Genomic DNA, 18,836 nt, shown 5'->3' on the forward strand with positions numbered 1-18,836 from the left:
CACTTTAAAAATAATCGATCAGCATTCAATCAGCATTCAATCAGCATTCAATCAGCATTAAAACGGAAGGACAGATACTTTTATGCGTTATCTAGCGGCACTTATTGCTACAGCGATTTTAATTACGGGCTGTGCAACGACGGGCTCTACAGGCAATGCCTCAGGCACCTATCTCTATAAAAAACCCAATGGCGATAATGTGTGGTTAGCGAAACCCACAAACCGTGAGGGGTATGAGCTCTTAAGTCCGGTGGAATATCTCTATCAGGCCGATAAAAGTACCGATCGTGGGCTAAAAGTGACCTATCGGGAGCTTAAAAATGGAACGCGCGAAGTAGAACTCAGTTTCATTCCTGATCGGGTGATTGTGTTGCCGCAGATTGAGGCGTGGAGCAAAGGTGCGGTCTATGAAGCCGAGGGCATCCGTTGGGAAGCACAAGGCGATAAAGGCACGCTCATTGAAAAGGGTAAAAAACGTGGTTTCCATCAGGTGAAACTTGGATGCTCGACCTTGCAAAATCTCCCGGTTGTTGCCGAACGTAAAGAGCCGATCTATTTCTGCATGACGCGTCTGTAGATTTAAATTGATTTAAATCTTGTATTAAAGTCGGCAGTGCATATCGATATGCAAAACGCCGCCATCATCGTACGGTTCGGTTACTTTGACAAAACCAAATTTTCCGTAAAAATTCTCTAAATGCGCTTGCGCTCCGATCTCAATTTGCGAGACGTCGGGGAAGCGCATTTTTATTGTCTCCATTAATTGATCAATTAACGCAGTGCCAAGCCTCGTCCCGCGTGCCTCTTTGGCAATGATGACGCGTCCAAAGGAAATCTTTTGCGAAGATGCCAAGTCTTCTTTAAGTTGGGTCGGCGCGAGGATTCGCCCATAAGCAAGAATTGGTAGTGGGGTTTGCGTTTCAGCTTCAGCGTCATCTTGATCCGACAGTAAAAAGAGGTGCAATGCGGTTAGATCCGCCTCATCAATATCGGGGTAGAGCGAGGTCTGTTCGAGCATAAAGACATTTTGACGCAGCTTTAAAATCGAGAAAAGCTCGAGGGTCGTGAGCTCATCAAAGCGTTTAAGAATCCACTTGGGATCGGATGCTAGTTTGATTGCCAATGCGTTGGGAATTTGAGAAGGCATAGAATTATTCATCTCTTTTTTATGACAGAGGAAAGATCAGTTTATCCTAATTCAATAGGGGTAATAAATTAGCGTCATTAAATTTTAGACAATAAAAAAAGCAGTCATCTGATAAAATGACTGCTTTTAAAATTTGGAGCGGGAAACGAGACTCGAACTCGCGACCCCAACCTTGGCAAGGTTGTGCTCTACCAACTGAGCTATTCCCGCTGAACAGGTATGCTATTATAGGCGAATCTCGCGGAGAGTCAACACTATTTTTGCTCAATTATTAATCGATATCGCTGTGAGCTGCATTTTCAAGCTCGGAGCGCCAGAGCGGAATCACAAAACTCTCAATGAGCGGTGCAAAATCAATCCCTTCCGTTTGGTCTTTTTCAACCCAACGAATTTCGGCAATTTCTGCCTCGGGATGAATGGTCAAAATTTCATCAAGTTTAACGCGAAATAGATTCGACTTAATGCGGTAATCGGGCTCGTTGGCGGCGGGCGCTTCATATTCTTGAATAAAGATAGGGAGCGATGCCTCAATTTTGAGCGCAATCTCTTCTTCTAGTTCACGTAGTAATGCTTCCCGCGGCGTTTCACCCGCTTCAATCTTTCCACCGGGGAGCATAAATTTATGGGTATTTTGTTTTCGCACCACAAGGAGGCGATCGCTCGCATCGGTAATGATGGCGGCGGCGAGATAGAAATATTTATCGGAGGGGTGGGGCGTTGTCATGGCGTTTCTCCAAAGCGTGAACGGGGGAGTGCATTGTAGAGAGATTGTGTGGTCCATTCAAGAGCTATTCAAGAAGAAAAGCCCGCTATTTTATCGAAAAAGGATTATCATAGAGGGCGAATTTGGTGCATCGGGATGATGCTTATTTAATTGATTTTAGGGAGATTGTGGATAATATGACTGAAATGAAGCGATCGATGATGCCCATCATTTTACTGGTGGTGGCAATTGTTTCGGTACAAGGGGGCGCGGCACTGGCGAAAACGCTCTTTGCTGAGATTGGTCCCGAAGGGGTGACGGCGTGGCGCCTTGGCTTTAGCGCGATTATTTTGCTCTTGGTCTTTCAGCCGTGGAAGCGTAATCTCCCGAAGAAAAATCGCATCAATCTGTTCTATTACGGCATTGCGATCGGGACAATGAATTTTCTCTTTTACCAATCGCTCAATCGCCTCCATATCGGGATTGCCGTGGGGCTTGAATTTACCGGGCCTTTGCTAGTGGCGATTCTTTCTTCTCGTCGGCCGGTGGATTTTATCTGGATTTTACTCGTGATTGCAGGGCTACTCTTTCTGCTGCCGTGGGGCGAAAATAGCGATGTCGATCCGATTGGGGTGCTCTATGCCTTAAGCGCTGGCGCATTCTGGGCGCTTTATATTATCTTTGGGCAAAAAACGGGGATGGAGTTTGGAATCTCCGCTTCGGGTATTGGACTGGGGATTGGGGCGCTCATCTATTTCCCTGTCGGGCTTGCGATGCAAGGGTCGGCGCTCTTCTCGCTTGATATTTTACCCCTTGCGTTTGGCGTGGCGCTTTTGTCCTCGGCGATTCCTTTTGCGTTAGAGCTCTATGTATTAGCTAAGCTTCCGAAAAAGACCTTCGGAACACTCACGAGTCTTGACCCTGCCTTTGGCGCACTGGCCGGATTTTTTCTCTTAAATGAGATTTTAACGGTGACGCAGTGGTGCGCATTACTGGCAATTATTGTGGCATCGGTGGGCGCGTCATCCACGGGGCGATAGCGCGGGTAATAATCATTAAGATAAGTAAAAAATATTGCGCAGTTCCCGATATTTGTGCGCATTTTGCGATATGATAATCAAAGAACTTTCGTTTATTGTGTAGTGTTACTAAAAAGGAGTCGTGGTTATGAGTTTACACCAACCTGGAATTACCCTTGAGAACAAAATTTTCGGCATTTTTATGGAATTATCGGTGGTCGGTGATGATCTCGATCCGATTCGCGATGCGTGCGGTGAACTTGCCGGGCGTCTTTCGTCGTTAAAAACCCGTTTTTGGAATTCAGACATTGAGATGGTGATCGCGTTTGGTCCCGATCTTTGGCGTAAACTGTCCGATAATCCTGACTCTGCGCCGGAATTAAAACCGTTTCGCGAGCTTGGATATGGCATGGCAAAAGCGACCCAGTGCGACATCTTTATCCATATTTTATCGGATCGTCATGATCTAAACTTCACCCTGGCAAAAGATGTGGTGGAGGTGTTTGGGGATGCGGTGACGGTGGATGATGAAACGCACGGTTTCCGTTGGATTGAAGCGCGCGATTTGAGCGGTTTTGTTGATGGGACGGAAAACCCGAAAGGCCAAGTGAATCGCACGGATGTGGCGGTCATTAATGAAGGCGTCGATGCGGGCGGAAGCTATGTTCTTGCACAACGTTGGGAGCATCATCTAGAGCAATTTGAGCATTTCGATCTTAAAGCGCAAGAAAATGTCTTTGGGCGCACCAAAGAGCGGGATATCGAGATGGATGATGAGGAAAAACCGACGACAGCGCATACCGCACGCGTTGTGATTGAGGAAGATGGCGAAGAGCTTGAAATCCTCCGTCAAAGCTTGCCATACGGGAAAGCAAGTGGCACCAAAGGGCTCTATTTCTTAGCCTATAGCGCTGAGCTTACCCGCATTGAGAAGATGTTTGCCATGATGTTTGGTGAAACCGATGGAGAATTTGATGCGATGCTCTCGTACACACACGCGGTGACCGGAAGCTATCTCTATGCGCCATCGCTTGAGCAACTTGAAGCATTAGCGGATTAAGATTTATAGACAGTATTAGAATTAAGAACGGCGCGAAATAAGATAATACATCAGCGACAACGTGCCGAACATGGAAAGCCAATCGTAGAGGAACATAGTCAATGCCTTTGCGGTTGGCTTTTTTGTGCCTGCCGCGAAATGATGAGTGAAGGGAAATGTAACCGTTGGATTACCCTTTAAGGTTAATGTCTAAGGTAAAACCTCATAGATGGAACGGTTAGGTATCTGCTGCGCGCTTAATAAAATGAGCTCATTTTTAATCTCTTTATCGAGCACGCGAGCGTTGGTTTTTTCAATTAAGAGGTGAGAGCCTCCAGCGACGATGGCGGTTAAACTTAAAAGAATCAAAAAGCGTTTCATAAGAACCTCCTCTGAGGATTTGATCGGTGGGCACGTTAAAGTTATCATTTGTTAACATTGCGTTATCTGTATGATAATCGGTCATATTGGCGGAAGTCAAGTAAAAAGTTAACAACTGATTACATCTTTTTTTAGGACGCGTGCAAAAACCGCAGAAAACCGCGCTTAACTTCGCTATACTAAGTTAACGTTTGTTTGCTTGAGGAGAAAAAGGATGCGAATCGATCTAGACCAAGAGGGGCGCAAAGGGCGTTATCTGTCTGCGGGGTTAAAGCTCTTTGCTGAGCATGGATATAATCTCGTGACGGTGCGCGATATCGCCAAAGAAGCGGGCACATCGGAGGCAGCGCTCTATCGTCATTTTAAGAGTAAAGAGGAGATGACCCTCTATCTCTTTGAGCTAATTTTAAAACATTACACCCACGATATTGGTGAAATTGCGCGGGATAAAACCCGTACCACCATCGAGCGTCTGTGCGATATGCAACGCTATACCTACGCCTTTTATCATGATGATCCGGAGAGTGTGCAGTTTGCGTTATTGTCGCAATATCAATTTTGGGATCAGGTGGAAGATGAGTTAAAGCCGCATTTTTGGATGCGTGAGGTGATCGAAGAGGGGCTCGCATCCGGCGAAATTGTGCCCAAATCGCTCTATTTGCTGATTTCTCTTTATACCGGGCTCATTTTAGAACCGCTCATTCAATACGCCTATTTTAAAGATGAGCATCCCGATTGGGAGCTATTTACCGAAGGCGTTGCCGAAAGCATTGTTCGCCTATTAGAGAATCATGAGTTTAAATAATTAATCAAACATATAAATATGGTAAATAAATTTTATCAGTTTCTGAAAACCTTTTATGCAATGCGTTGTTATTTTTGGCAATTTATTGCAGTATTCGCTCTTTTTTTAGTCATCCTGTTCCTCTATTAGAGAAAATGGGGTACGTGATCCTCATTTGATGCAATGATGCGATCCCATTTGGTTACATTTAAAGTAAAGATAGAGTAAAAATCAGTAAATAAGCCTTAAATAGTCGTTCGCAATGCTTAAAATTTACGCTATACTGAAACGAGACCAAACTAAGTTTATGACTCAATCACTCAATATAACTAGATGGGAGGACTCCTATGAGCGGTAAGTTTGAATTATTTAAAGGTAAAGATGGTCAATTTTATTTTCGATTAAAAGCGGTAAACGGTGAAAATATTCTGAGCAGCGAAGGCTATAAAGCGAAAGCAAGTTGCCAAAAAGGAATTGCATCGGTCCGTAAAAATGCACCGGATGAGAATCGTTACAAACGTAACACCTCAGATACCGGGAAATTCTCCTTTAGCCTCAAAGCGGCCAATGGCGAAATTATCGGCACAAGCCAGATCTATAAAACCGAAGCGGGACGTGAAAAAGGGATTCAATCCATTATGAAAAACGCGCCCGATGCCTCTGAAGAGGATTTAACCAAAGCCTAAAAATGGCTCGGTAACACATTTTAAAGCCCTCCAATGTTGAGGGCTTTACTCTATCTGCCATAAAGTGAGAAGTATAAGGAGTCCCATAAGGAGAAATATGGCTAAAAAACCGCAGGCACGGCACTCAATTTTTGAATTTGCAAAGCAGTTATTGTTTCTTTTTCCGATTATCGCCTATCCGCTCTACGTCTTTGTAACGCTGACGGTAGAGAGCTATTACGATTCGCTCGCTCTTCCATATCGCGCTCTTGAAGAAGGGCTCTATTACCAGCTCTATCAAGCGACCGATATCTACCTCAATCTCTCAGCGCTGTTATTGCCGCTAATTATTTTGGGCGGGTTACTCCTCTTTTCGCTCCTTCATCTTCTGTTTGCGCCGTGGATGAAATTCTTAAATAACGCACTCAATAACACTGCGTGGGCTCGACTTTTTACTAAAAAAGAGCCCGATTCGCAGGAATTTTTTACGAGCCACTTTCATAAAGTGACACACTTCCTCTATTTTATGGTGTTGATTTCCATTGTAGCGATGTGTTTATCGATCGCCGGCGTTCGCATTGGGAAATTTAGCGCAGCGCAAACGCTCGACCATATCTATAAAAAAGATGCGCAATATTACGCAGAACTCGTTTATCTTACTACAATGGACCGGGAAGTTTATCTGATGGGATGCGGTTCGCTTCGTTGTTTGGGGCTTGAACGCTTATCGGAAAATGAGGTGCGCAGTGTGGTCTTTGAGAATACCGATTATTACCGAATTTTACAAAAAAAATTAAACGCACCATCGATAAACTGATTAAAATAAGAGAATAAAATCCCATCGTCGCTTGAGCATCATCAAAGCAGATCGGGAGAAAACGAAATAATGTCAGTGTACCAATTCACCAATTTTAAGGGGACGAATTAATGAAACAAGATAAAGTATCCATCGTCATTGCACCCGATGCCTTCAAAGAATCCCTCACCGCTGATGAAGCGGCAACGGCGATTGCAGAAGGATTTAAGCGTGTATTACCCGAAGCAGATTACCATCTTGCAGCGGTATCGGACGGGGGCGAAGGGCTCATCGAAACGATGCTCTTTGCAAAAGAAGGGTCGCGCATTAAAGCGAGTGCACACGATCCGATCGGGCGTAAAATTGAGAGTGAATTTGGTTGGGTGGATTCGGAACAGCTCGCGATTATTGAGATCGCAAAAGTGAGCGGCATTGAGTTAATTTCCCCCTTTGATCGCAACCCCCTTCATACCACAAGTTTTGGAACGGGCGAGCTCATTTTAGCGGCGCTCGATCACGGGGCGAAGAAAATTTTAATCGGTCTTGGCGGCAGTGCCACTAACGATGGTGGCGTCGGGATGCTTCAAGCGCTGGGCGTGCAGTTTTTTGATCATAATGGCAATCCATTAGGGCAAGGCGGGCGCGCGCTGTTAGAGCTTGCAGAGATTGATCTCTCAAAACTCGATCCTCGTCTTTTCAATGTGGAAGTGGAAGTGGCGTGCGACGTTAAAAACCCTCTCACGGGAACCAATGGCGCATCAGCGGTCTTTGGGCCGCAAAAAGGGGCAACTCCACAAATGGTGGGTATGCTCGATCGGGCACTTGGGCAATTCGCCGATGTGGTAAAACACGATATGGGTAAAGAGATTGATAACATCCAAGGCGCCGGTGCTGCAGGCGGTATGGGTGCAGCGCTCATGGGCTTTTTAGATGCAAAACTTCACTCAGGAATTGAGCTTGTGATTGAGCACTTAAATCTGCGCAATCATATTAAATCGGCCGATCTTGTGATTACTGGGGAAGGTCAGCTCGATGAGCAGACTTTATTTGGTAAAACGCCGATCGGTGTAGCGGAATGCGCGAAAGAGTATGGCGTGCCGGTGATTGGCGTTGCCGGAGCGTTAGGTGCGAATTCTGAAAAGCTGCTTGAAGCGGGATTTAATGCAATTTTTAGCTGCTCACCTGGTGTGATTACGCTTGACGATGCGCTTAAAAATGGCGGTGAAAACCTCACAGCACTCAGTGAAAATATTGCCCGTTTGATCGCGTTTAATTTACCGAAAGCGATGCATTAAATTTTTCAGCGACAAGCCGATAAATCAATTAACCGATACAAAAACGCTCGGAGAGATCTCAATTAAAGATCCCTCGAGCGTTTTTTTATGCCTTTTTCTCTGCTTTTTCACAGAGTGATGGTTGGTGTGAATTAGTGAGCGATACAGACGGTTTTGGTTTCAGTAAAGTTTTCCACCGCGGTTTTACCAAATTCACGGCCAATGCCTGACTGTTTTACCCCTCCAAAAGGCATCGCCGGATCGAGCGGAACGTGCGAGTTGACCCATACAGTGCCCGCTTCAATTTTACGGGTGAGATCCATGGTATGTTTTAAATTATTGGTCCAAAGGCTTGCCGCAAGCCCATAATCGGTATTGTTCGCGTAATTGATCACCTCGTTAATATCATAAAACGAGACAAGCGCGATCACCGGGCCAAAGATCTCTTCTTTTAAAATACGGCTGGTGACTTGCAGGTTAGTAATGACCGCCGGCGGCACATAAAACCCTTCGGTCAGATGGGAAATATCGGGGCAGAGAATCGACGCGCCTTCCGCTTGCGCAACCGAGAAGTAGTTTAAAATCTGCTCTTGCTGACGTTTTGAGACGACCGGTTGAATTTGGGCACTCTCATCAAGTCCATCGCCCACTTTAATATTGAGTAAAATATCTTGAAGTTTGCGCTGTACTTTTTCGTAAATTTTTTGATGTACATAGATACGCGAGGCCGCCGCACACACTTGGCCTGAGTTTAAAAATGCCCCCATCATAATGCCATTGACGGCCACATCAACATCCACATCATCCATAATGATCATCGGATTTTTCCCACCAAGCTCTAAGGAGAAATGTGCCATATGATCGATGGCGGCTTTCCCCACTTTTTTACCCACAGCGGTCGATCCGGTAAAGGTCACTTTACGAATCAAGGGGTGCTCAACGAGCGCTTGCCCAATACTGCCATCAGCGCCCACCAATACGTTAAATACGCCGGCAGGAACGCCTGCTTCGAGTGCCAGTTTCGCAAGATAGAGCGCGGTAAGAGGTGTCTCTTCAGAGGGTTTTAAGACAACTGAACAGCCAGCTGCTAGAGCGGGAATCGTTTTCCACGCGGCAATGGAGAGCGGGAAGTTCCAAGGGGCAATCGCGGCCACAACGCCGATCGGCTCTTTGAGTGTGTAGGCGGTAAAATTCGCATTATCAGGCGTTGCAATGGAGACATCGATCGTTTCGCCGGTGATTTTTGTGGTCCAACCGGCGATATAACGGATATATTCTGCGGTACTTTTCACTTCCACCGCGCGTGAAATATGGATCGATTTCCCTTGATTGAGGGTTTCCAGTTGCGCAAGCGTCTCTTCGTGTTCAAGAAGAAGCTCTGAGAGACGATATAAAATACGCTCGCGATCGGCCGGACGCATATCAGACCAGCGCCGATCGGTAAAGGCTTGGTGCGCATTTTGAACGGCGCGTTCCATATCATCGACAGTGCACTTATTGACGTTTGCTAACACATTGCCAGTGGCGGGATTGTAGAGCGCATGAGGCGTAGCATCCGGCTTTTGCTCTTCCGCTCCATTGATAAAGTTGCCGTGTTGCACGGATAAAAATTCGGTTACGCTGGGTAATATGGTGATTTTACTCATGATCACTCCCTGTTATTGTCGTTGTAATGATGGGCGTTTATGATGATAAATAATGGCTAAAAGCCTTGCACATCAAGGGGATTAGATGAAGTTGCAAGGCCTTTAACGCATGATATTACTTTTTTAGCAGATTAAACCGCTGAAAGATAGTGTTTGACGAAAAAGTCAGTTTCCACTTCCCATAAAAGGGTGGTGTCTTTTTCCACAACCCAGCTATCGCCTTCATTTAATTCCCACGATTCGCCGGTTGCCTCATTAGTGAGTTTGAGTTTTCCGGTGACGATGGTCGCTTGCTCGGTGAAGGGATAGGTCATGCGAAATGTCCCTTTTGTCACCGCAAAATAGCCGCCATTGATCGGTACTTCAGGATTGCCCACGGTAAATTTACCGTAGATTTTGCACTCACCTTCAACAATTTCAGAGCCTAAATCGGTGATGGTGCCCCAGCTATCGAGCTCATCGAGTTGTACATTTTTTTTAATTTTTAACATAAAACATTCCTTAAACTTTTAAAGTTACGTGAATAAAATAATTAACGACGGCCATTAAAATAGCCTGAGAGTTGGTGGACGCATTTTGCGCCGGTTAACAGGAAGGGGCGTAGGGCATCTTTCCCAATAATATTTTTATGATTAACTTGGGTGAAGAGTTCATATCGATTTGACCCACCTAAAATACCCTCTGCTAAAATTTTACAGACGATGTGGCTTGGCGTGACCCCAAAACCTGAATACCCCTGTGCATAAAAGACATTCGGGTGATCCGGAAGTGAGCCAATTTGCGGGAAGAGATTGGCGCTACAGGCCATCGGTCCGCCCCAAGCCAGATCGATTCTCACATCCTTTAAGTAGGGGAAAATATCGAGCATTAATTTACGATTAAATTCTTTTACATTTTTCGGAATATGCTCAACCCAGCGCGTTGCACTTCCAAAGAGGAGGCGATTTTCATTGGTGACGCGATAATAATCGATCACCGGGCGAATATCGCTATACGCGCCACGAATAGGGCTAATGCGCTCAATCAATTCATCTGAAAGGGGTTCTGTCATCAGCTGAAAAGCGTAGGTGTTGATGGTTTTTTTGTAGAGCGTTGGCTCTAAACGATTTAAAAATCCATCGCAGGCCCAGAGAAGCTTTTTCGCGGTGACGGTGCCATTTGGAGTACGCACTTTAATCAGATCACCATAGGTCACTTCAACCGCCGGGCTATATTCAAAAATTTTCGCGCCATAAGAGGTGAGCGCTTTTGCCTCGCCTAAAAGCAGATTTAATGAATGGACTTGCCCTGCGCCCATGTGAACGAGCCCGCTTTGATAGGCATCTGAACCAATGACCGATTTCACCTCACTGCCGGAGACAAAGTAGATTTCGTTTTCGGTATCGACAGATTTAAACTCTTTTTCCCACTTTTTGAGGGTCTCAGTTTGACGGGAATTGAAGGCCATATAGGCATATCCATGGCGGAAATCGGCATCAATATCGTATTTTTTAATGCGTTCTTGGATGATTTTAGCGCCCTGATCGCTCAGTTCAAAGATGGTTTGAAGCCCCGCATCGCCCACATCTTTACGAATCGCTTCGATATCATGCCCAATGCCGGCCATGATCTGCCCACCATTTCGGCCCGTACCGCCAAATCCAAGATGGCGCGCCTCAAGAAGAGCAATGTCGGTGATGCCATTTTCAGCAAGTTCAAGGGCGGTATTGACGCCAGAAAATCCCCCGCCGATCACCACAACGTCTACATCAATATCCGCCTCAAGCGGGGGAAAGTTGAGGAAATATTTTTTCGTCGCGGTGTAATAGGTAGCGGTATCGATCTCTTCAATCATTTCATATCCTCCTAGAGTGATATTTATATTGTTATTATTTTGTAATTTTTGATTAAAAACTGATTGAATCTACATCTTGTTATCAAGTTGCTGCAATATACTGTCTTTTATGCAAATAACACTTGACAACGACTCATGAATATTAAAATATCACTAACATATTCGTAAATCAAAAGAAAAGATTGCTTTTCCCATAAATGAGCTCTGTTTGGCAAAGAGTGCTTACCAATAAATGGCGGGGAAAGGCTGATAATGACGGGATTACGAAGCATTTAGCTTGAGATAACAACAATAATAATTTCATGAAGCGCAGTTAAATCATCCTTACTAACCATCCTAAAAATGATAAAAATCGGATCGATTGCGCTCATATTTTGACAAGGAGATTGCACTATGGAAACCAGTAGTTCCACCTATAAAAAGCAGACATTAGGCCTCGCGTCGCTCATCTTTTTCGTGGTTGCGGCCGCCTCCCCCTTAACGGGATTAGTGGGCGCAATGCCAATTGCGATTTTAGAAGGGAATGGCGCCGGAATATCGGGAATTTACATCATTTCTGGACTGATTTTATTGATCTTTTCCGTCGGTTTCATTGCCATGAGCCGTTACATTAAAAATGCAGGGGCGTTCTATTCTTATATCTCTGCCGGTATGGGAATAAAAATGGGAGTGACCGGGCTTGCACTTGCGATTTTATCCTATGTTTCGATCCAGATTGCGATCGCGGCGATTTTCGGCTTGTTTACCCAGATTTTCTTTCAGGAATATTTAGGATTTAATCTGCCTTGGTGGGTCTATACGGTCTTGATGCTCGGCGTTGTGTGTTGGCTTGGGATCGCTAAAATTGAGATCGGCAGTCGCGTGCTTGGGATTTTAATGCTCTTAGAGGTGGGCATTGCGGTTCTGATTGCGGCGATTGTGGTGGTAAAGCAGGGCTCGGTGGGCGCGCTGGATCTAAAACCTTTTACTCCGAGCGTTGTATTTAATGGCAACGTGGGAATGGCGCTGGTCTTTACAGTGGCGGCTTTTATCGGCTTTGAAGCGACGGCGATCTACGCGGAAGAGTGCCGAGATCCTGAGCGAAATGTCCCGGTTGCGACAGTGATTGCAGCGCTGATTATTATGGGATTCTTTGCCTTTTGTAGCTGGGGAATGATTCAGGCGTATGGCTCGGATCATGTCCAAAAAGTGGTGGCGGATAATCCTGAACTCTTTGTCTTTAATATTGCGGAATCGGCGCTTGGGAGCTGGTCGGTTATTTTGATTAACATTCTCTTAATTACGAGTCTCTTTGCGGCGACCCAATCGTTTCATAATAATATTTCTCGCTATTTTTATGTGATGGCGCGCGATGGTATTTTCCTTCCGAAGCTTGCTAAATTGCATCCAACCAAAGATACGCCCTATATTTCGAGTATTTGCCAAACGATCTTTATGATCAGCTTAACGGTGATTCTTGCGCTCTTAGGGCAAGATCCGCTCATCGATATTTTTACTTGGGGTTCGGCGATTACGACGATGTCGATTCTGTTGTTAGAGATTTTAGTATCGATCTCGGTGATTTTATATTTCCGCCGTCGTAGCGAGCTCAATATTTCCCATTGGAAAGCGCGTTACGCTCCATTTTTAGCGGCAATTTTAATGAGCGTTGTGCTCTATTTAGTGACGATGAATCTCGATATTTTAAGCGGGATTAAAACTAAAGTGATCTATCTCGTGCCGATTTTAGTCTTTGGTTCTGCCATTGCGGGCTATCTCTATGCGGTGATTTTGATTCGTTTTTTCCCAAGTGGCATGAGTAAGCTCAATCGCGTTGTGGAAGAGGCGTAATTGATCCTCAAAATGTAAGCGGATATCAAAGCTTGTGATACAAAAACGCTCGGGAGATCGTTATATAAAAGGATCTCCCGAGCGTTTTTATGCCATTAATAATAGACGTGATGGATGTGCAGGATCTACACTCTAATTCACTTTCATATTATCAAGTAGGCGCGTTGTGCCGATTCGCGCGGCGGCTAGAATAATAATCGGCGTCTCTTTAGAGTTTGCAACGGTAAGCGTTTTTTGATCGCGAATGGAGATATAATCCACTTTCCAGCCCTGTTTATTGAGCGTTTCGATGGCGTTATTTTCGAGCGCGCGAAGGTTGGGGTTGTCTTGATGATCGATCGCATCGCTCAATGCTTTTAGGGTTTGCGAGAGCTCAAGTGCCTTTGATTTTTCCGCATCGGAGAGGTAGCCATTACGGCTTGAAAGGGCAAGGCCCGACGCTTCACGGCGAATGGGCACAGCAATGATTTCGATCGGCATATTAAGCTCGGCCACCATTTCACGAATGATGTGAAGTTGCTGATAATCCTTTTCACCAAAGCAGGCTTTATCGGGCTGAACGATGTTAAACAGTTTTGAAACCACTGTGGTTACTCCATTAAAATGTCCCTCACGGCTCGCGCCACACAGCTCATTTTGAATGCTCGATGGAACCACACGAACCGATTGCACGCCATTAGGGTACATTTCGTTGGCATTCGGGGCGAAAACGCCGGTGACTCCGAGCGCCTCGAGCTTTTCACAGTCGGCTTCTAAGGTACGGGGATAGCTATCTAAATCTTCTCCTGGACCAAATTGAATCGGGTTTACAAAGATCGATACAAAGACGTGATCGGCGTTTTGGAGAGCGATTTTCACAAGGTCTAAATGCCCCTCATGCAGATTTCCCATGGTGGGAACAAGGGCAACGCTGCCGCTTAATTCACGGCGAAAATCACGGAGTGTCGAGATGGTTTTAAAGAGTTTCATACTGAAATCCTAATTTAATTAAATGAGTGATCATCCGAAGGAAATGTCCCCGCTTTTACCTCAGCAACATAAGCTTCACAGGCAGCTAAAATGGAGGGGTTGTCGGCTAAAAAGTTTTTCGAAAAACGGGGAGGAGTTGGATAGACGCCGAGCATATCGTGCATCACTAACACCTGCCCGTCGCACTCATTGCCCGCGCCAATGCCGATGGTGGGAATGGTGAGCGCTTCACTAATCGCTTTGCCTAGGGCTTTAGGGACGCATTCGAGCACCAGTAACGATGCACCTGCTTTTTCGTGCGCGAGCGCTGCCTCAATCATGCTATTGGCCGCCTCATTATCACGCCCCTGAACACGATAGCCACCGAGCGCATTGACCGCTTGAGGCGTTAACCCTAAATGGGCGCAAACGGGGATCGAGCGTTTGGTGAAATAATTGGTTTTTTCCACCTGTTCAAGTCCGCCCTCAAACTTCACCATATGCGCACCGGCTTTCATCAGTTTTACTGCATTTTGATAGGCCGATTCGAGCGATTCCTCGTAACTTCCGAAGGGAAGATCCGCCACAATGAGCGCTTTTTTATTCCCGCGCGCCACATTTTCAGTGTGATAGACCATCTCATCGAGCGTAACAGGGAGCGTGCTTGCATGGCCTTGAACCACCATTCCAAGCGAGTCGCCAATCAAAAGCGTTTCAACGCCCGCATCATTCATTAATCCCGCAAACGACGCATCATAACAGGTGAGCATCGTAATCTTCTCGCCCGCCGCCTTCATTTTTTTCAACGTTGTTACCGTAATCATTCCTCTACCTTATTTTTCTTCTTATCTACTAATCTAATCGTAGGCCACATTCTTTTGTGCGGCTCAACTCCTCATTATACCCTTTCGGATGGGGAAGTAAGTAAACGTTTAAAATGAATAAGATAGTTAAAATGCTTGAGTTTTGATTTTAAAGGCTGATATTGTAGTGAGGCTTGATTATTAATGACAGCGTTTCAATCCTAGAAACAATAATAATGATAAAAAAGGAGTTACGTATGCCTCAATTAAAAAGTGCATTTTATACTAATGAAGCAACATTCTGGCACTCAGCAGGGCAATATATATTGCAGTTTCCCGTTGGTGGATGGATTGAGCCTCCGGCTGGCTCCGCTCACGCCGAATCGCCTGAGAGTAAACGCCGGTTATTAAATTTATTTAAACGTTCTGGATTAATGGATTCGTTTGCGGTGAACTCAGCTGAACCGATTACCTATCAGGATGCTAAATTGGTTCATGATACAGCCTATTTAGATGAGTTAAAACGGGTAAGTGATGCAGGAGGCGGGCAATTAAGTGCGCCGTTCCGAGTGGATACTCCGGTTGGCGTTAAAACCTATGATATTGCTCTAATGTCAGCGGGACTTGCCTATCAAGCCGTGAAGGATGTCTATCAAGGGGTATATCAGAATGCCTATTCTCTTTCGCGTCCGCCAGGGCACCATGCAACGAAAAATCAAGCCATGGGATTTTGCTATCTTAATAATATTAGTATTGCCATCGAGAAAGCTAAAAAAGAGCTAGGACTTGGGCGCGTTGCGATTGTGGATTGGGACGTTCATCATGGCAATGGGCAACAAGATATCTTCTACGATCGAGATGATGTATTAACCATTTCGATTCATCAAGAGAGCTGTTATCCCAATGAGTCAATTGTGGCAAAGGGCGATGAAAAGAGTGCGATTGAAGCCTGTGGCGTTGGTAAAGGGGAAGGGTATAACCTTAATATTCCGCTTCTTCCGGGAAGTGGTGAGGCAATTTATCTTTACGCTTTAGATAATCTTGTGATCCCAGCGCTTGAAGCGTATCAGCCAGAAATGATCATTATCGCCTCTGGATTTGATGCCAATACGCTCGATCCTCTTGCGCGGATGATGTTGCATTCCGAGGCATATTATAAAATGTCCAAACGTATGAAAAGGTTAGCAGAATCCCTGTGTGATGGAAAATTAGTCATTGTGCATGAAGGAGGGTATGCGGAGAGTTATGTTCCTTTTTGTGGCCTTGCATCGCTTGAGGCATTATCCGGCAAAAAAACAGAGGTTGAATCGCCAGCCCTCGATTTTTTCATCTCACAACAGCCAAAGGCAACCTTCAATCAATTCCATAGAGATTTGATTGATAAATGGTGTGCGTATTTTAAAGAGAAAACAATCTTGCAAGAGCAGATTTCAATCGTTTGATCTACGATCGTAATAGATTATTTGATATTTTTATCAATGAGCCCTTTATGATTTAAAGGGTTTTTTTATTTGACGAAGTTTGTGCAGTCGTGAAGTATAAGTATGTAATAATCATCAAAAAGGAGCTCGTATGACGTTACAGGATTTAGCTACATGGGCTGGTCGCCTTCAAACCACGCCGAAAATGCCGATTCTTTTTTTAGGGCATGGCTCGCCGATGAATGCACTTAGCAATAATGAGTTTACCAAAAGCTGGCAAACGCTCGGTACATCGCTCCCGAAACCGACGGCGATTCTCTCGATTTCAGCACACTGGGAGACGCTTGGGACGGAAGTGACCGCGATGAAAAAACCGAGGACGATCTATGATTTTTACAATTTTCCTGAAAAGCTCTATCAGATGGAATATCCGGCGCTGGGAGATCCTGAATTAGCGCGGGAGATCTGCGATTTAGTCGATATGACGACGCTTGAACTCGATCACGCGTGGGGGCTTGATCATGGCACGTGGTGTGTGCTTAAATTTCTCTATCCGGATGCTGATATTCCGGTGCTTCAGCTCAGTTTAGACAAGCTTCGCTCGCCGCAATATCACTATGATTTAGGGCGGGCGCTTAGTAAACTTCGTGAGCGAGGCGTGTTGATTATGGGAAGCGGAAATATCGTGCATAATCTGCGCATGCTCGATCGAAATCTCCCGCACGAGGGCTTTGAGTGGGCTGATGAGGCGAAAATGCGTATGGTTGAGATGATAAAAATGCACGATCATCGCTCGCTGATTGATTTTGAAAATCAAGGGGAAGCCTTTCGTTTAGCGATTCCAACGGATGAGCACTTCTTGCCTCTTCTCTATATTTTAGGATTAGAAACCAAAGAGGATGAGCACTTTATTTTTAATGATAAAAGCGTTACCGGCTCCCTTGCGATGACCTCCGTTTTAATCGGATAATTGATGAACCATCACATAAACGACAGGATGTTGGTATGCTCCAAACCTATGAGAAAAACGCTTTTTGGGCCGGTCTCTTACTCACATTTTTAATGCTGATTAATACCGCGCTTGCCGATATTGTGAAGCTTAAAAATGGTGATCAGATCACGGGCGAGATCACCTATCTTGAGGGTGATCTCATCTTTATTCAGACCGATTATGCCGGCGTGATTAAGATCAATAGCCATAAAGTGGCGAGTTTTTCCATCTTAAATCCAAGCTATGTCAAAGCGGGAATGTTTGATAAAGGGCGGACGGCGGAATCGATCACCTTCCACGAAACGCTTCCTACGGGCAGTAAGAAAAAGCGCGCTGAACCGCGAACACTCACTTTGATGAGCGGGGAAGATGTGTTGAGACTTCCCTATAAAGAGAATCTGCTCGTCGCGCGGATTAACGATCATACGCCGATTTATCAGGATTTTAGAATGTCGGGGATGGTGGATCTTGCGCTCGATTTTGATAAAAATAGCACGACCTCAGCGCTCTATAAATTGGGTGGAAGTACGCGGATTCAACATGGATTTTGGCGGCATACCGTCAAAGGCTCGGTCTATCGTAAGGAAGATGATTCGAAGACGAAAAAGCATTATTACACCCTCAATTATGCGGTGGACCGCTTCTTTACCGATCGTTTTTTCTGGCAAGGATCGATCGATTATAAACACGATTGGATCGAGGATATTCGCGAGGATTTCAGCGTCGGTACGGGCCCGGGTTGGCAGGTGTGGGATAATGAACATTCCGCGCTCTCGTTTGCGACACTCATCAATTATCAAGCGCTCAAATATCAAACAGGGGAAACGAGTAAAGACCCGCAACTGGCGATCAAATGGGACTTTCATAACTACTTTTTAAATAAATCGTTCCGCTTTGATTCCGCCGGTCGGCTCGGGCGAAGCATCAATAATAACGTCTCGCTTGATTTAACGTTAGATGCGTCACTTTCCTACCAGCTCACCAATTCACTCTCCCTTAAAACCGGTCTAAATTACGAGAAAATTAAGGGCAAAGAAGGAAATTCCAGCGAACGCACCCTCACCATTGGACTTGGGTATTGGTGGTGATGTAAAAAGCTCCCCAGTCACTGAGGAGCTTTTATATTTACGAATATCGTGATATCACGCTGAAAGCGTTCGGCCTTCTTTGGCTAATTGCAAAAATCGAGCCTTTCGTTCATTTGAAAACGTTTCACTCATGGCAGTGAGTTCGAGGAGATCAGCATAGTGAAAACTGTGCGTGTCAAACTGGTGCTGATGGTGCGCGTAGAGCGTTTTGTGATCGATAAAATCACGCTTTCCATTGTCTCCTAAATGCCACCACGCGTGAGAAGCGGGGTCATATTGACCGATGTGAAATGGGGCATTATCAAAATAGAGATAGACACCAATCAAGCTTGAGCCTGGCTCTGTTTTGAAGGAAACCGAATGGTCGGAATGGGGAAGACGGTAGTGTGAATTTGGCGTAATGTGAGCCATAATATTTCTCCTATTTAGCAAGTTGAGGGCCGCAATTGGGTTAAATCGCCCGAAAA

20 protein-coding genes and 1 tRNA gene are annotated in these 18,836 nt (G+C 45.3%); 11 read left to right on the top strand and 10 right to left on the bottom strand.

Going from position 1 to position 18,836, the window contains the following annotated elements:
* Nucleotides 1-82: 82 nt before the first annotated feature.
* Nucleotides 83-577, top strand: a complete 495-nt coding sequence (locus tag OXI21_RS03100) for a hypothetical protein (RefSeq protein ID WP_279618101.1) — start codon at nucleotides 83-85, stop codon at nucleotides 575-577.
* Between the two features lie 24 nt (nucleotides 578-601).
* Here the strand turns inward: OXI21_RS03100 and OXI21_RS03105 are convergent, their stop codons facing one another.
* The 3 genes from OXI21_RS03105 to OXI21_RS03115 form a co-directional block, all read right to left on the bottom strand.
* Nucleotides 602-1,147 carry a GNAT family N-acetyltransferase gene (locus OXI21_RS03105; protein ID WP_279618102.1) on the bottom strand — a complete coding sequence of 182 codons (546 nt, stop codon included), beginning with the start codon at nucleotides 1,145-1,147 and terminating at the stop codon, nucleotides 602-604.
* Between the two features lie 134 nt (nucleotides 1,148-1,281).
* Nucleotides 1,282-1,357: transfer RNA gene (locus OXI21_RS03110), tRNA-Gly, on the bottom strand.
* 61 nt (nucleotides 1,358-1,418) lie between these two features.
* Nucleotides 1,419-1,871, bottom strand: coding sequence for an NUDIX domain-containing protein (locus OXI21_RS03115; RefSeq protein WP_279618103.1), 453 nt, complete (start codon nucleotides 1,869-1,871; stop codon nucleotides 1,419-1,421).
* Between the two features lie 176 nt (nucleotides 1,872-2,047).
* On the opposite strand from OXI21_RS03115, the gene OXI21_RS03120 reads away from it, so the two are divergent.
* A complete protein-coding gene (locus OXI21_RS03120) occupies nucleotides 2,048-2,890 on the top strand; it encodes an EamA family transporter (protein ID WP_279618104.1) in 843 nt (280 codons plus the stop codon).
* Nucleotides 2,891-3,017: 127 nt separating this feature from the next.
* Nucleotides 3,018-3,929, top strand: a complete 912-nt coding sequence (locus tag OXI21_RS03125; RefSeq protein ID WP_279618105.1) for a Dyp-type peroxidase — start codon at nucleotides 3,018-3,020, stop codon at nucleotides 3,927-3,929.
* Between the two features lie 189 nt (nucleotides 3,930-4,118).
* On the opposite strand, the gene OXI21_RS03130 is transcribed toward OXI21_RS03125, so the two are convergent.
* A complete protein-coding gene (locus tag OXI21_RS03130) occupies nucleotides 4,119-4,289 on the bottom strand; it encodes a hypothetical protein (RefSeq protein WP_279618106.1) in 171 nt (56 codons plus the stop codon).
* A 214-nt stretch (nucleotides 4,290-4,503) separates the two neighbouring features.
* On the opposite strand from OXI21_RS03130, the gene OXI21_RS03135 reads away from it, so the two are divergent.
* From OXI21_RS03135 to OXI21_RS03150, 4 genes are all read left to right on the top strand, one after another.
* Nucleotides 4,504-5,094 carry a TetR/AcrR family transcriptional regulator gene (locus OXI21_RS03135; protein WP_279618107.1) on the top strand — a complete coding sequence of 197 codons (591 nt, stop codon included), beginning with the start codon at nucleotides 4,504-4,506 and terminating at the stop codon, nucleotides 5,092-5,094.
* 326 nt (nucleotides 5,095-5,420) lie between these two features.
* Entirely contained in the window at nucleotides 5,421-5,759 is a 339-nt protein-coding gene (locus OXI21_RS03140) for a YegP family protein (protein WP_279618108.1), read from the top strand.
* Nucleotides 5,760-5,856: 97 nt separating this feature from the next.
* Nucleotides 5,857-6,555 carry a hypothetical protein gene (locus tag OXI21_RS03145; protein ID WP_279618109.1) on the top strand — a complete coding sequence of 233 codons (699 nt, stop codon included), beginning with the start codon at nucleotides 5,857-5,859 and terminating at the stop codon, nucleotides 6,553-6,555.
* 110 nt (nucleotides 6,556-6,665) lie between these two features.
* Complete coding sequence (locus OXI21_RS03150) at nucleotides 6,666-7,829, top strand: glycerate kinase (protein WP_279618110.1); 1,164 nt, start codon at nucleotides 6,666-6,668, stop codon at nucleotides 7,827-7,829.
* Between the two features lie 131 nt (nucleotides 7,830-7,960).
* On the opposite strand, the gene OXI21_RS03155 is transcribed toward OXI21_RS03150, so the two are convergent.
* The 3 genes from OXI21_RS03155 to OXI21_RS03165 form a co-directional block, all read right to left on the bottom strand.
* The gene (locus tag OXI21_RS03155) at nucleotides 7,961-9,454 is read right to left on the bottom strand and encodes an aldehyde dehydrogenase family protein (RefSeq protein ID WP_279618111.1); all 1,494 of its coding nucleotides are present in this window, start codon (nucleotides 9,452-9,454) and stop codon (nucleotides 7,961-7,963) included.
* A 131-nt stretch (nucleotides 9,455-9,585) separates the two neighbouring features.
* Complete coding sequence (locus tag OXI21_RS03160) at nucleotides 9,586-9,945, bottom strand: cupin domain-containing protein (protein ID WP_279618112.1); 360 nt, start codon at nucleotides 9,943-9,945, stop codon at nucleotides 9,586-9,588.
* Nucleotides 9,946-9,986: 41 nt separating this feature from the next.
* Nucleotides 9,987-11,285, bottom strand: a complete 1,299-nt coding sequence (locus tag OXI21_RS03165) for an FAD-binding oxidoreductase (RefSeq protein ID WP_347815502.1) — start codon at nucleotides 11,283-11,285, stop codon at nucleotides 9,987-9,989.
* 396 nt (nucleotides 11,286-11,681) lie between these two features.
* Here OXI21_RS03165 and OXI21_RS03170 point away from each other — a divergent pair, with 396 nt between their 5' ends.
* Nucleotides 11,682-13,118: an APC family permease gene (locus OXI21_RS03170; protein WP_279618114.1), complete on the top strand. Its 1,437-nt coding sequence runs from the start codon at nucleotides 11,682-11,684 to the stop codon at nucleotides 13,116-13,118.
* A gap of 132 nt (nucleotides 13,119-13,250) precedes the next feature.
* Here the strand turns inward: OXI21_RS03170 and panC are convergent, their stop codons facing one another.
* Nucleotides 13,251-14,087, bottom strand: coding sequence for a pantoate--beta-alanine ligase (gene panC / locus OXI21_RS03175; protein ID WP_279618115.1), 837 nt, complete (start codon nucleotides 14,085-14,087; stop codon nucleotides 13,251-13,253).
* Between the two features lie 14 nt (nucleotides 14,088-14,101).
* Nucleotides 14,102-14,890 (bottom strand): 3-methyl-2-oxobutanoate hydroxymethyltransferase, encoded by a 789-nt coding sequence (gene panB, locus OXI21_RS03180; RefSeq protein WP_279618116.1) that lies wholly within the window; start codon nucleotides 14,888-14,890, stop codon nucleotides 14,102-14,104.
* A gap of 236 nt (nucleotides 14,891-15,126) precedes the next feature.
* Between panB and OXI21_RS03185 the strand changes: the two genes are divergently transcribed.
* The 3 genes from OXI21_RS03185 to OXI21_RS03195 all read left to right on the top strand — a co-directional run bounded on the left by OXI21_RS03185 (nucleotide 15,127) and on the right by OXI21_RS03195 (nucleotide 18,369).
* Complete coding sequence (locus OXI21_RS03185) at nucleotides 15,127-16,311, top strand: class II histone deacetylase (RefSeq protein ID WP_279618117.1); 1,185 nt, start codon at nucleotides 15,127-15,129, stop codon at nucleotides 16,309-16,311.
* Between the two features lie 130 nt (nucleotides 16,312-16,441).
* Complete coding sequence (gene ygiD / locus OXI21_RS03190) at nucleotides 16,442-17,260, top strand: 4,5-DOPA dioxygenase extradiol (protein WP_279618118.1); 819 nt, start codon at nucleotides 16,442-16,444, stop codon at nucleotides 17,258-17,260.
* 35 nt (nucleotides 17,261-17,295) lie between these two features.
* Nucleotides 17,296-18,369 carry a DUF481 domain-containing protein gene (locus tag OXI21_RS03195; RefSeq protein ID WP_279618119.1) on the top strand — a complete coding sequence of 358 codons (1,074 nt, stop codon included), beginning with the start codon at nucleotides 17,296-17,298 and terminating at the stop codon, nucleotides 18,367-18,369.
* Nucleotides 18,370-18,423: 54 nt separating this feature from the next.
* On the opposite strand, the gene OXI21_RS03200 is transcribed toward OXI21_RS03195, so the two are convergent.
* On the bottom strand, nucleotides 18,424-18,780 hold the full coding sequence (locus tag OXI21_RS03200; protein WP_279618120.1) for a hypothetical protein: 357 nt from the start codon (nucleotides 18,778-18,780) through the stop codon (nucleotides 18,424-18,426).
* Between the last annotated feature and the right edge of the window lie 56 nt (nucleotides 18,781-18,836).

The organism is Ignatzschineria sp. RMDPL8A (genome assembly GCF_029815055.1).
Taxonomy (GTDB): domain Bacteria; phylum Pseudomonadota; class Gammaproteobacteria; order Cardiobacteriales; family Wohlfahrtiimonadaceae; genus CALZBJ01.

Bases quoted from the DNA above. Each gene is read 5' to 3' on its own strand.
- OXI21_RS03100 (WP_279618101.1), top strand. From the start codon at position 83: ATGCGTTATCTAGCGGCACTTATTGCTACAGCGATTTTAATTACGGGC.
- OXI21_RS03155 (WP_279618111.1), bottom strand. From the start codon at position 9,454: ATGAGTAAAATCACCATATTACCCAGCGTAACCGAATTTTTATCCGTG.
- OXI21_RS03140 (WP_279618108.1), top strand. From the start codon at position 5,421: ATGAGCGGTAAGTTTGAATTATTTAAAGGTAAAGATGGTCAATTTTAT.
- OXI21_RS03200 (WP_279618120.1), bottom strand. From the start codon at position 18,780: ATGGCTCACATTACGCCAAATTCACACTACCGTCTTCCCCATTCCGAC.
- OXI21_RS03145 (WP_279618109.1), top strand. From the start codon at position 5,857: ATGGCTAAAAAACCGCAGGCACGGCACTCAATTTTTGAATTTGCAAAG.
- OXI21_RS03185 (WP_279618117.1), top strand. From the start codon at position 15,127: ATGCCTCAATTAAAAAGTGCATTTTATACTAATGAAGCAACATTCTGG.
- panB (WP_279618116.1), bottom strand. From the start codon at position 14,890: ATGATTACGGTAACAACGTTGAAAAAAATGAAGGCGGCGGGCGAGAAG.
- OXI21_RS03105 (WP_279618102.1), bottom strand. From the start codon at position 1,147: ATGCCTTCTCAAATTCCCAACGCATTGGCAATCAAACTAGCATCCGAT.
- OXI21_RS03115 (WP_279618103.1), bottom strand. From the start codon at position 1,871: ATGACAACGCCCCACCCCTCCGATAAATATTTCTATCTCGCCGCCGCC.
- OXI21_RS03150 (WP_279618110.1), top strand. From the start codon at position 6,666: ATGAAACAAGATAAAGTATCCATCGTCATTGCACCCGATGCCTTCAAA.
- OXI21_RS03195 (WP_279618119.1), top strand. From the start codon at position 17,296: ATGCTCCAAACCTATGAGAAAAACGCTTTTTGGGCCGGTCTCTTACTC.
- ygiD (WP_279618118.1), top strand. From the start codon at position 16,442: ATGACGTTACAGGATTTAGCTACATGGGCTGGTCGCCTTCAAACCACG.
- OXI21_RS03160 (WP_279618112.1), bottom strand. From the start codon at position 9,945: ATGTTAAAAATTAAAAAAAATGTACAACTCGATGAGCTCGATAGCTGG.
- OXI21_RS03130 (WP_279618106.1), bottom strand. From the start codon at position 4,289: ATGAAACGCTTTTTGATTCTTTTAAGTTTAACCGCCATCGTCGCTGGA.
- OXI21_RS03125 (WP_279618105.1), top strand. From the start codon at position 3,018: ATGAGTTTACACCAACCTGGAATTACCCTTGAGAACAAAATTTTCGGC.
- OXI21_RS03170 (WP_279618114.1), top strand. From the start codon at position 11,682: ATGGAAACCAGTAGTTCCACCTATAAAAAGCAGACATTAGGCCTCGCG.
- panC (WP_279618115.1), bottom strand. From the start codon at position 14,087: ATGAAACTCTTTAAAACCATCTCGACACTCCGTGATTTTCGCCGTGAA.
- OXI21_RS03135 (WP_279618107.1), top strand. From the start codon at position 4,504: ATGCGAATCGATCTAGACCAAGAGGGGCGCAAAGGGCGTTATCTGTCT.
- OXI21_RS03120 (WP_279618104.1), top strand. From the start codon at position 2,048: ATGACTGAAATGAAGCGATCGATGATGCCCATCATTTTACTGGTGGTG.